The 12,770-nt window shown below is 61.4% G+C and carries 5 protein-coding genes; all 5 read left to right on the plus strand.

What is annotated here, in order from left to right; all coding sequences use genetic code 11:
* Positions 1-25 precede the first annotated feature (25 nt).
* The 5 genes from FXN63_RS02380 to FXN63_RS02400 all read left to right on the plus strand — a co-directional run bounded on the left by FXN63_RS02380 (position 26) and on the right by FXN63_RS02400 (position 12,701).
* Positions 26-721 (plus strand): 5-formyltetrahydrofolate cyclo-ligase, encoded by a 696-nt coding sequence (locus FXN63_RS02380; protein ID WP_187395075.1) that lies wholly within the window; start codon positions 26-28, stop codon positions 719-721.
* Between the two features lie 135 nt (positions 722-856).
* Entirely contained in the window at positions 857-1,540 is a 684-nt protein-coding gene (locus FXN63_RS02385; RefSeq protein WP_148812491.1) for a carbonic anhydrase, read from the plus strand.
* 308 nt (positions 1,541-1,848) lie between these two features.
* Entirely contained in the window at positions 1,849-5,319 is a 3,471-nt protein-coding gene (locus tag FXN63_RS02390) for an Ig-like domain-containing protein (protein WP_148812493.1), read from the plus strand.
* 397 nt (positions 5,320-5,716) lie between these two features.
* The gene (locus tag FXN63_RS02395; protein ID WP_148812495.1) at positions 5,717-6,643 is read left to right on the plus strand and encodes a sulfotransferase family protein; all 927 of its coding nucleotides are present in this window, start codon (positions 5,717-5,719) and stop codon (positions 6,641-6,643) included.
* Positions 6,644-6,728: 85 nt separating this feature from the next.
* Positions 6,729-12,701 (plus strand): Ig-like domain-containing protein, encoded by a 5,973-nt coding sequence (locus FXN63_RS02400; protein ID WP_148812497.1) that lies wholly within the window; start codon positions 6,729-6,731, stop codon positions 12,699-12,701.
* The last annotated feature ends 69 nt before the right edge of the window (positions 12,702-12,770 follow it).

Raw genomic sequence — 12,770 nt, forward strand, 5'->3', positions numbered from 1 at the left:
ACACGAAAAAATGGATCATTCAAAGATGGAAGCAAGGATAGCATCGGGTCATTCGGCGACCGGCACGGGCGCAGCGGCAAATGCCGGGTCTGACGACAAGGGCGTGGCCGATGTCGGCACTGCAGCGGCCTTGCGGCCGCAGTTGCGGGCGGCGCGGACGGCCATGTCGGAAGATCAGCGCGCCCAGGCCAATGATCGGATCGCCGACTACCTGGATGACTGGGCCGTTCAAGGCTTGACCCGTCCCATGCGCAAGGGTTCCGCACAACGTGTATTGGCCGCCTTCTGGCCGCTTGGACCGGAACCCGATCTGCGCGACTGGCTGATGCGCCAATCTGCCGACCCGGAATTGATGCTGGCCTTGCCCGTGGTGGTCGAACGCGATGCCCCACTGGTGTTCAAGCGCTGGTGGCCGGGTGCGCCGATGCGTGACGGTGCCTACGGCATTGCCGAGCCCGATCATGACCAGATTGTGACGCCCGACGTCATGCTGCTGCCTGCGCTGGGCTTCACAGCACAGGCCGATCGTATTGGCTACGGCGGCGGCTATTACGATCGCACGCTGGCAGGTTTCGATGTGGCCGGGCGCAAGGTGCAAACGATTGCCGTGGCCTACGCATGCGGATTGTTGGCCGAGGGCACCCATGTGCCGGCACCCCACGATCGGCGGGTGGACGCCGTGCTCAGCGAAACGGGGTGGACACCAAAAATGCCGGTGTGACGGGCGATGCAGACTGCCCCAGCGGCCTGCTGCAAGCCAGCTTTCAGCACACTGTAAAGAGGTAAAAAGCCTGGTTCAGTGGTAGCCTGCTTCCCGGTTTTTATTGCGCCAATGTATTCGCAGGAGAGGTTGAACATGCAAGATGTGGAACGTTTTATTGCCGGATTCGAGCGCTTCCGGCGTCAACACTTCGACGAAGCCCCTGATAGCTGGCAAGACCTGGTCGCCGAGCAGCGTCCGCGTACGCTGCTGATCGGCTGTAGCGATTCGCGGGTCGACCCGGCGCTATTGCTGGGCAGCGATCCCGGCGAAATCTTCACGGTGCGCAACGTGGCCAATCTGGTGCCGCGTAACGAGAACACCATCGGCAATCACGGTGTGTCCGCCGCAATCCAGTTTGCCGTCGATTCCCTGTTGGTGGAACGTGTCATCGTGCTTGGCCACAGTTCATGCGGTGGTATCGGCGCATTGATCTCGCAGCACTTGCCGCAGGAAGGCGAGTACGACTTCATCGGCCGCTGGGTCAGCATCGCCGAGCCGGCACGCCTGCGTGTCATGCGCGAAATGCCCGATGCAAGCCTGGCTGCTCGCCGGCGCGCCTGCGAGATGGCGTCCATTCTGGTGTCGCTGAAGAACCTGATGAGCTTCCCGTGGGTGCAGCGTCGCGTCGAAGCTGGGGAACTTACCCTGCACGGCTGGTATTTCGACATGAAGGCGGGTGCGCTGCTGGCGTATTCGCGCGAAACCGATACGTTCGAGCCTTTGGGTGAGCCGCGGTCGGACATGCAAGACCCGACTCCCGGTACCGAGACTTCCTGAGGTCTTGCACGCTGTGTCGGTCGACCGCCATCCCGGAGGAACGTGAATCCGGGGGGGCTGAGCGACGAGTCATCTGCCAAAAAAAACAGGGGGAGCTTGCTTGGCAAGCTCCCCCTGTTTTTATTGTCTGTGTCGTCATGCGATTCTGGTTGTTAACCATAGCCTGACAATAATATTTCTTTCATCCGCCTGAATTTCCCGCTTGGGGAATTTTCTGTTCCCGAATACTCTGTTACCAAACGTATTGGCAGCTCAATTACGGGTTGCGCCAGTAATCGCTTTGTTTATGCCTGTTTCGCGGTAATCCGATGGTTTCGGCGTCTGCCAAGGGCTTGCGTTCGATTCCGTCGCCCGCTGACGGCATATCGACCCATTCCCTTTCCGCTCCCTTCCTGGGCATAAAAACAGCCATGTCAGAAACCATTGTCTCTACATCGGGTACCAAAGCCCGGGAAATCGTTTTCATCGACAGCCGGGTCAAGGATCCGCAAACCTTGCTTGCAGGCTTGGCCGAAGGCGTTGAAGTCGTCTACCTGAATGCCCAGGCCGATGGTCTGGCTCAGATGGCCGAGGCCTTGGGCGAGTCGGGTGAATACGCTGCCGTACATGTGTTTGCCCACGGCGATAACGGGCGCATGTTGCTGGGCAACACCCTCGTGGATGAGGGCGCGTTGGCTGGCCACGCAGACACGTTGGCGGCGTTGGGACGCGGCCTGACCGAAGACGGTGACCTACTGCTGTTTGTCTGCGATCTGGGCAGCGGGGAGGTTGGTGCACGGTTCGTCGCGAGCCTGGCTGCGCTGACGGGTGCCGATGTGGCCGCCAGCGATGACCGCACCGGTGCGGGCGGTGATTGGGACCTGGAGGTCACCCAGGGCAGCATCGACAGTGGCGGGGTGTTGTCGGCGGAGGCTTTGGCTGCCTACCAGTACAGCCTGGCGATACCGACTGCGACCATCGTGGTCAGCAACCCAGCGATGAAGATCGGTTCCACTTCGCTGGTGACCATTACCTTCAGTGAAGCGGTGATCGGGCTTGACCACAGCGCCTTCACCGTGGCCGGCGGGACCTTGAACACCGTCAGCAGCTCAGATGGCGGCATCACCTGGACCACGACTTTTACGCCGACTTCGGGCATTACCAGCAGCAGCAACGTCATCACCCTGGACAATACCCTGGTCACCAGCGTATCGACCGGCACGGCGGGTGTTGGCAGCACCCCGTCCAACAGCTACGCAGTCGATACCCAGCGGCCGACGGTCACCATCGTCGTGGCGAACGACCGTCTGGGCATTGGCAGCAGCTCGCAGGTAACCTTCACCTTCAGTGAGGCGGTGACCGGTTTCACCACTCTCGACCTTACCTCCTCCACTGGCATTGTGCACACGCTGACCACCAGCGATGGCATCACCTGGACCGCAACCCTGATACCGTTGTCAAATTCGACGAGCCTCAGCAACGTCATTTCCCTGGACGGTGCAGGCGTGGCCGATGTGGCGGGCAACATGGGTAGCGGTTCACCGATTTCAAACAACTACATTGTTGATACGGTTGCCCCGACCGCCACCATTACCCTGGACAACTCGGCCTTGAAGGCGGGCGACACGTCCTTGGTGACGATTGCCTTCAGCGAAGCGGTCACGGGGTTCAGCAATGCCAGTCTGACCGTCGCCAACGGCAGCTTGGGCACCGTCAGCAGCGCAAATGGCGGCGTCACCTGGACAGCGGTCTACACGCCGGACGCGGGCATCACCAGCAACACCGGTGTCATCGGTCTGACCAATGCCGGTGTGACGGATCAAGTGGGCAACGTCATCACCGGCACCGTCAACTCGGACAACATCACCGTGAACACCGTGCGGCCCACCGCCACGATTGCGATGTCCGACACCGCCGTGGTCGAAGGCGACTTGCCGGTGGTGACGATCACCTTCAGCGAAGCCGTCACGGGCTTTGCCAATGACGACCTGACAACGCCCAGCGGCACGCTCAGCGCTGTCAGCAGCGCCGATGGCGGCATTACCTGGACGGCCACCTTCACCCCGAATGGCAATGTGGGCGCGCTGAACAATGCCATTGTTCTGAACATGGCGGGCGTGACCAATGCAAGTGGCAATACGGGCACCGGCACGGTAGCGTCCAGCAATTACTCGGTGGATACCGTCGTGCCCACGCCGCCGACCGCCCCGACCGGACCTGCGATCGATGTCGATGGTGCACAGGTCAGCACCGGTACGGCCCCTGACGGATCCATCGTGACCACCATCGCGCCGGTGACACCCCGCACGAACGATCCTGCATCCGGCAACGTCAAACAGGCCGAGGTGCCCGTGGTCACCACAGCCGACGGGCAGGTCATTCTGCAGGTCAGCGTACCGGTGGGCGTGGGTGTGCAGGTTCAAGGCAACGCCAATGCGTCCACGGGCGATGCCGCCTTGGCGGAATTGGTCAATCGCATTCGTGATTCCAGCAGCAATCCCGACCTGTTGGGCAGCGGCCAATCGTTTGTCGGTGCGCTTGGGGCGAACACACCACTTACGGTCCGCACCATCACGGGTAGCACCGCCGCCGGGTTCGATCCGGCAGTACCGCTGGTCATCAGCGGCAATACCACCGGTCAACAAGCCATTGTTCTGGACACCCGTTCTTTGCCGACGGGCAGTATCGTCAGGATGGACAACGTCAACTTTGCCGCGGTGGTGGGAACCGCCCACCTGGTCGGTGGCGCTGGATCCAACGTGGTGTTCGCGGACGATGCCGAGCAGTTCATGGTGTTGGGTGCCGGTGACGACGTGATCCACGGCGGCGGTGGCAATGACACCGTCGGCAGCTTGCGCGGCAAGGATCAGATCTTCGGCGATGCGGGCGACGATGTGGTCTATGGCGGGGCCGACGACGACACGTTGAGCGGCGGTACCGGCAACGACCGGCTCAATGGCGGCTTCGGACTGGACACCGCCTTGCAAAGCGGCACGCTGGCGGACTACGCCGTGACACGTGACGGCAATACGGTGGTGTTGACGCATCGCAGCTCAGGCGAAATCGATCGTCTGCTGGACGTGGAGGTCGTTCAATTCGACAGCGGTCGCAATCTGGTGATCGCACACGAAGCCAGTGATGTGGCGATGCTGACCGCGCTGCATCCGACTGCGCAACTGATCGAGTTGAACCTGACGCGCGCCGTAAGGGGCACCGATGGCAACGATGTGGTCACGCCGACCCTGGGTATTGGACTGAACATCGATCTGGGTGCAGGGCTGGACGTGGTCCGGCTGGCCGGTGGTCGCGCCAGTGTTCACCTGGAGGTCGAGGCAGGCCACCTGGTTGAACTGACGCGCCTGGAAGACGGCGCGATGCTGTCGTTCAGAAATACCGAGCTGCTGGCCTTTGCCAATGGCGATGTCACCGTGTTGGCGCAGACCAAGGATCAAGCGGTATTGGGGCGTGCCTACGAGTTGCTGCTGAATCGCAACGTCGATGTGGACGGTTTTCAGTTCTGGGCGAGTGGACTGGCTGCCGGGGCGAGCCTGCAAAGCGTGTTGACCGAGATCACCACGTCGCGTGAAGCAGCCAGCATCTTTTCGCTGTCGGACAGCGCGTTCCTGGATCAGCTGTACCTGCGCGGCTTCGATCGCGCTGCGGATGCAAGCGGCAAGGCCTACTGGTTGGATGCGTTGGCCAGAGGTGAAAGCCGCGCCAAGGTGCTGGAAGGTTTCGCCGGGTCGAACGAGGCAATTGCATTGATCGGCAGCACGGTGGACGTGACCGTGATGACCTGAGTTTGAGGGGCGCGTCGATACCCGGCTGCTGGCAATCCTTGATTGCCGAAGCTTGAGGATTTTTCCGTCGACCGCCACCCTGGCGGTTGACGTCTTTCAGTCCTGCTGCAAACGCAGGCACCCACATCGGTCTGATGCACTGTCAACACGAATCATTCGTTTCTTGAGCCGGTGACCCACATGCTTTGGTCATCTCGGCAGCATTCCTGTAAATGCCGATAGTTACATATTGTTTCATTAAGTTGCGATCTGTCAGGTTAGGCCGCGCATGTGCCCATGCGTCTTCTTAATCAGCTGAACACGTTCAGTTGATTCAGGTTCCTCCTGGCACGTCGGTTTTTTCTGGCAACGCCCAGTCGCTTCCGTCTGCCGCTTATTCATCAGCTGTAGGCGCCGAATGCTTGCCCAGTTCCATTTCATCTGCGGCCTTCCACGCTCTGGCAGCACCTTGCTGTCCGCGCTGCTTCGCCAGAACCCGCGCTTTCACGCCGGCATGAGCAGCCCAGTGGGCAACTTGCTCAACGGCATGCTGGGTCAATTGGGTGCGGGTAGCGAGTTTGGCCCGCTGGTCACGACCGAACAACGCCGTCGCCTGGGGCGTGGCCTGTTCGACGCCTATTACGCCGACCACGCGGACAAGGCGGTCATCTTCGATACCAATCGCGGATGGAGCGGCCAGATGGCGGCCGCGCTCGATATGTTTCCGCGCGCCAAATTCATTGCCTGTGTGCGCAACGTGGCCTGGGTCATGGACAGCATCGAGCAGCGCTATCGCGCCGACCCGTATGAGATCACCAAGCTGTTCACCAACGACGCCGAGCGCAACGATGTCTACAGCCGTGTCGAGGCGCTCGCGCAGCGCAATCGCATGGTGGGCGGTCCTTGGGCTGCGTTGAAGCAGGCCTTCTACAGCAACGAAGCCGAAAACCTGCTGGTGGTCGATTACGACCTGCTGGCCCAGGCACCCGACAAGGTGCTGAAGCTGATTTATGACTTCATTGGTGAGCCCTGGTTTGAACATGACTACCAGGGTCTGAACTACGACGAGCCGGCGTTCGACCGCAATCTGGGACTGCCCAACCTGCACAAGGTCCGCGAAAAAGTGGCACTGCAACACCGCCGCAGCGTGTTGCCGCCAGACCTGTTCGCCCAGTACAGCCAGCTGTCTTTCTGGCAGCACGGTGCCGACAGCGCCGCCCGTGTGATTGCCGTCAAACCACCCCCGGATCAACACGGCAACGCCAACGTGGCTGCCGGCATGCCTCTGCCTTCCTCGAACACCGATTTGCACGGAACGAAACCGCCTCGCAACACGATCGGCTGAGCGTTGTCCGTAACGCCTGCTGTTTGTTCTCCGGTTTCGTATCAATCGCGTCCTCACCTCACTGCTTAGGGCAGGAAAGACCGCCATGTCAGAACTCAACATCGTCCCCCAGGGTGTTCCCGCCCGCGAGATCGTTTTCATCGACAGCCGCGTCAAAGACGCCGATGTCTTGCTTCAGGGCCTGGCCCCTGGCGTGGAAGTCGTCTATATCGATGCGCAGACCAACGGGCTGGCCCAGATGGCAGCCGTGCTGGGCGAGTCGGGCCAATATTCCGCTGTCCACGTGTTCGGGCACGGCGATGAAGGGCAGCTGTGGCTGGGCGATACCTTCCTGGACGGCAATTCCTTGTCGGGGCAGGAAGCTACGCTGGCCGCGTTGGGGCGCGGCATTACCGAGGATGGCGACCTGCTGATCTACGCCTGTGACCTGGGTGAAGGGGAGGTCGGTGCACAGTTCGTGGCGACGCTTGCGCAGTTGACGGGTGCCGATGTCGCCGCCAGCAATGACCGCACGGGTGCGGGTGGCGACTGGAATCTGGAGATCACCAGCGGCACGGTGGAAAGCGTAGGCGTGCTGTCGCAGCAGGCGATGGATGCCTATGCCTGGAGCCTGGCAACGATCACGGTGACATCCAATGCCAGTACAGGGGCGGGGTCATTGCGTGCAGCGCTGGCGAATGCCCAGAACGGCGATATCGTGACGTTCGCCAGTGGCATGACGGTCTCCTTGGATGCGCAGTTGGTGGTCAACAAGAACATCACCATCGATGGCGACCTGAACAATGACGGCATCGCGGATGTCACGCTGGATGGTCAGTACCAAACCAGCGTCATTCAGGTCACGTCGGGGACAACCACCACCTTTGATGGCGTGATCATTACAAAGGGCCGGGTCAGTACGGCAGGGGCCAACAGCGGTTCTGTGATCAATGCAGCTGATGCATTGGGTGCAGGCATCAGCAACGCGGGTAACCTGACTTTGCTCAATACCACGGTGACGGCCAATGCTGCGGCAGGCGGTGGTGGTGGTGGCGGTGTGCTGTCGCCGAACATCGGCGGTGGCGGCGGCGGTGGTGGCGGCATTGGCGGCCAGAACGGTGCTGCCGGGGGTGGGGCAGGTAGCTATAGCCCGTCATCCCCATCGACCAATACCGGGGGTAATGGTGCGGCGTTCAGCCCCATCTATTTCGGTGGCCGTGGCGGTAATGCCAGTGGCGGCGGTGCGGGTGGCGTGGGCACGCCTTATGGCTACACCAACGGTGGTGCAGGTGGCACCGCGACGTCTGCCGGAATCACCATTGGTGGCGGCGGTGGCGGTGCAGGCTTCGACGCCAACGGCGGTCGTGGTGGCGCAGCGGCAGGCGGTATTTTCAACGGCAGCACTGGCACCCTGTCGATCATCGGTACGTCGAACATCACCGGCAATATCGGTGCAGGGGGCGGTGGCGGCGGTGGCGGTTCCATTGGGGGCAACGGTGGCGTGGGCGTTGGCGGCATCTGGAACCAGGGCACGCTCAATATCACGGCGGCGAACAATGCGGCCATGAACAACAAGGGTGTCAGTGGTGTGGGTGGCCAGTCGACCAGCGGTGGTACGACCGGCATATCGCCAACGGCGAGCGACAACATCCGCAACGATGGCACGCAAAACACCAGCTACGTGGCTGACACCACGGCACCCACGATCTCAAGCATCGTGATTGCCAATACCTCGCTGACAGCGGGCAATACGTCTCTCGTCACCTTCACCTTCGACGAGAAGGTGTTCGGCCTGGATATTTCCGAGATCACCGTGCCCAACGGCACGCTGACCAATCTGACGACCGCCGACAACGTGACATGGACTGCCACGCTGACGGCAGCCGCCAACGCCACATCTGCCAGCAACGCCATCAGCTTGTCTGGCTCGGCAGTACAGGATTCCGCCGGCAACATCGGAACCGGCACCAAAAGCTCCAACAACTACGCGGTGGATACGGTTGGTCCGACGGCGACCATCACGATGGCAGACACCGCGCTTACCACCGGCGAAACCTCGTTGGTCACCTTCACGTTCAATGAAGCGGTAACCGGTTTCACCAATGCAGACTTGACGATACCTACCGGTACCTTGAGCGTAGTCAGCAGCAGCGATGGCGGGCTGACATGGACGGCCATCTACACGCCGAACGCCAATGTTTCCAGCAACACTAACCTGATCACGCTGAACAATGCGGGCGTGACAGACCAGCTTGGCAACGCGGGGACCGGTTCGACCAATTCGCCCAATTTCACCATCAACACCGTGCAGACGACTGCAACGGTAGTGGTGGCGTCCAATGCGCTGAAAATTGGCAGTGATTCATTGGTCACCTTCACGTTCAGCGAAGCGGTGACCGGGCTCACCAATGCCGCGCTGACCGTTCCGAATGGCACGTTGACACCTGTCAGCAGCACGGACGGCGGCATCACCTGGACGGCAACGCTTACCCCCACGGCGGGTGTCACCAGTGCCACCAATGTCATCGCCATAGACATGGCCGCCGCGACCGCAGGGGCCAGCAACCCGGGCAGCGGGAGCACGCCGTCCAACAATTACACCGTTGACACCGAGCGTCCGACCGCGACCATCGTCGTGGCGAACAATGCCTTGAAAGCAGGTGAGACCTCGTTGGTGACGTTCACCTTCAACGAAGCGGTGACCGGTTTCACCAATGCGGACCTGACGCTGGCTGGCGGCATGCTGAGTGCGGTGTCGAGTGCCGACGGGGGCACGACCTGGACGGCAACCTTCACGCCGTCGGCCGACACGACCAGTACCGGCAATGTCATTACCTTGAACAACACGGGTGTCGCCGACCTTGCAGGCAACGCTGGTACCAGCACAAAAGACTCCAACAGTTTCGCCATCGATACCGCTCGCCCCACGGCGAACATCACGATGTCAGACTCGGCCCTGGTGGTGGGTGAAACCTCCTTGGTCACCTTCACGTTCAGCGAAGTGGTCACGGGGTTCACCAATGCTGCGTTGACGGTACCCAATGGCACCCTGAGCACGGTCAGCAGCGCGGACGGCGGGCTTACCTGGACGGCAACCTACACGCCAACTGCCAATGTTGCCAACGGCACAAACGTGATCGCTCTGAACACGGCCAGCGTGACAGATGCGGCGGGCAACACCGGGCTGGGGTCAAGCAACTCACCCAATTTCACGATCAACACCGTGCAGGCGACGGCCACGGTGGTGTTGGGGAACAGTGCGCTGAAAGTGGGCGACACTTCACTGGTCACGGTCACGTTCAGCGAGGCGGTGACCGGTTTCACCAATGCGGCGTTGACCGTTCCGAGTGGCACGCTGAGTACGGTCAGCAGCGCAGACGGTGGCATTACCTGGACGGCCACGTTTACGCCCGCAGCAGGCATCAGCAACGCTGCCAATGCCATTGTCGTGGACATGACTGCGGTGACCGCGGTGTCGGGTAACCCCAGCGTAGGTACGGCGAGTTCCAGCAACTACGCCGTCGATACCTTGCGTCCGACCGCGACCATTGGCGTGGACAAGTCCACGCTGAAGGCGGGAGACACCGCGTTGGTGACGATCACCTTCAGCGAAGCGGTCAATAATTTCACCAATGCCGATCTGAACGTTGCCAGCGGCACGCTGAGTGCAGTCAGCAGCGTTGACGGCGGCATCACCTGGACGGCAACGCTTACGCCGTCGGCAGGCACGACAGCCTCGGGCAACGTCATCACCTTGAGCAACAGCGGCGTGACCGATCTGGCGGGCAACGCAGGTTCTGGTTTAACGCCATCAAGCAGCTACCTGGTGGACACGGCGGCCCCGACCGCGACCATCACCGTGGCCAACCTGGCCTTGAAGGCGGGCGACACGTCCTTGGTGACGATTGCCTTCAGCGAAGCGGTGACCGGGTTCAGCAATGCCAGCCTGACCGTCCCCAATGGCACCTTGAGCACGATCAGCAGCGCAGACGGCGGCATGACCTGGACAGCCATCTACACGCCGACTGCGGGCGTAATCAGCAATGCCGGTGCCATCGGTCTGACCAATGCCGGGGTTACCGATGTGGCAGGCAATGTCGTGACCGGTACGGCCAATTCGGCCAACATCACCATCAACACCGTGCGGCCCACTGCCACGATTGTGATGTCCGACACCGCCGTGGTCGAGGGCGACTTGCCCGTGGTGACCATCACCTTCAGCGAAGCCGTCACGGGCTTTGCCAATGACGATCTGACGACGCCCGGCGGCACGCTCAGCGCCGTCACCAGTACCGATGGCGGTGTTACCTGGACAGCCACCTTCACCCCCAACAGCAATGTGGGCACGCAAAACAATGCCATTGCCCTGAATATGGCGGGTGTGACCAACGCAAGTGGCAACACGGGCGCGGGCACGGCAACGTCCGGCAGTTATTCGGTGGACACCGTGGTGCCCACCCCGCCTTCCACCGGCCCGACAACCCCGACCGGACCTGCAACCGGCGTTGACGGTGCACAGGTCAGCACGGGAACGGCCCCCGATGGATCTACCGTGACCACCATCGCGCCAGTCACGGCAGACCGTGTGGACGACCCCACGTCTGTGAATGCTCAATTGGCCGATGTGCCCTTGGTCAGAGGCAGCAACGGGGAAGTCATTTTGCAAGTCAGCGTACCGGTGGGCGTGGGCTTGCAGGTTCAAGGCAACGCCAATGCGTCCACGGGCGATGCTGCCTTGGCGGAATTGGTCAATCGCATCCGTGATTCCAGCAGCAATCCCGACCTGCTGGGCAGCGGTCAATCGTTTGTCGGTGGCTTGGGCGCAAACACGCCGCTTACGGTGCGCACCATCACGGGCAGCACTGCCGCTGGGTTCGACCCTGCCGTGCCGCTGGTCATCAGCGGCAATACCACCGGTCAACAAGCCATTGTTCTGGACACCCGTTCTTTGCCGACGGGCAGCATCGTCAGGATGGACAACGTCAACTTTGCTGCGGTGGTGGGGGCGGCTCACCTGATCGGCGGTGCCGGGTCCAATGTGGTTTTCGCCGACGATGCCGTCCAGTTCATCGTGCTGGGTGCTGATGACGACGTGATTCACGGCGGCGGTGCCAACGACACCGTCGGCAGCTTGCGCGGCAAGGATCAGACCTTTGGCGACGCGGGCGACGATGTGGTGTATGGCGGCACCGACAACGACACGCTCAGCGGCGGTACCGGCAACGACCGGCTCAATGGCGGCTTCGGCCTGGACACTGCCTTGCAAAGCGGCACGCTGGCCGACTACGTCGTAACGCGTGACGGCAATACGGTGGTGCTGACACATCGCACCTCGGGCGAAATCGATCGTCTGCTGGATGTGGAAGTGGTCAGTTTCGACAGCGGCCCTGGTCTGGTGATTGCACACGAAGCCAGCGACGTGGCGATGCTGACCGCGCTGCATCCGACTGCGCAATTGATCGAATTGAACCTGACGCGTGCGGTAACGGGCGCAGAGGGCAACGATGTGGTCACGCCGACGATGGGTATCGGGCTGAACATCGATCTGGGTGCAGGCCAGGACGTGGTCAGGCTGGCTGGTGGTCGCGCCAGCGTTCACCTGGACGTCGAGGCAGACCGCCTGGTTGAACTGACGCGACTGGAAGACGGTGCGATGCTGTCATTCAGGAACACCGAGCTGCTGGCCTTTGCCAACGGTGACGTAACGGTGCTGGCGCAGACCAAGGAACAGGCGATTGTCGGACGTTCTTACGAACTGATCCTGGATCGGAACGTGGACGTCGAAGGCTTCCAATTCTGGGCAGGCATGCTGCAAGCCGGGGCAAGTCTGCAAACGGTAATGGGGCACATCGTGCGTGCGCCGGAATCCAGCGGCGTGATGGCGCTGTCGGACAGTGCGTTCCTGGATCAGTTGTACCTGCGCGGCTTCGATCGTGCTGCAGATGCAAGTGGCAAGGCTTACTGGATGGACGCGTTGGCCCGAGGCGAAAGCCGCGCCAAGGTGCTGGAAAGTTTCGCCGGGTCGAACGAGGCGATTGCACTGATCGGCAGCACGGTGGATGTGAGTTTGATGACTTGAGGGTGATGGCCTGATGCGCTAACTGATGCGCTCAGCCTGACACGCTGTCATCACAAAAAAACGGGAGCT

It is taken from the genome of Pigmentiphaga aceris (assembly GCF_008119665.1).
Lineage (GTDB): Bacteria > Pseudomonadota > Gammaproteobacteria > Burkholderiales > Burkholderiaceae_B > Pigmentiphaga > Pigmentiphaga aceris.

Coding starts and splice junctions, on each gene's coding strand:
- FXN63_RS02380 (WP_187395075.1), top strand. CDS start 26: ATGGAAGCAAGGATAGCATCGGGTCATTCGGCGACCGGCACGGGCGCA.
- FXN63_RS02385 (WP_148812491.1), top strand. CDS start 857: ATGCAAGATGTGGAACGTTTTATTGCCGGATTCGAGCGCTTCCGGCGT.
- FXN63_RS02390 (WP_148812493.1), top strand. CDS start 1,849: ATGGTTTCGGCGTCTGCCAAGGGCTTGCGTTCGATTCCGTCGCCCGCT.
- FXN63_RS02395 (WP_148812495.1), top strand. CDS start 5,717: ATGCTTGCCCAGTTCCATTTCATCTGCGGCCTTCCACGCTCTGGCAGC.
- FXN63_RS02400 (WP_148812497.1), top strand. CDS start 6,729: ATGTCAGAACTCAACATCGTCCCCCAGGGTGTTCCCGCCCGCGAGATC.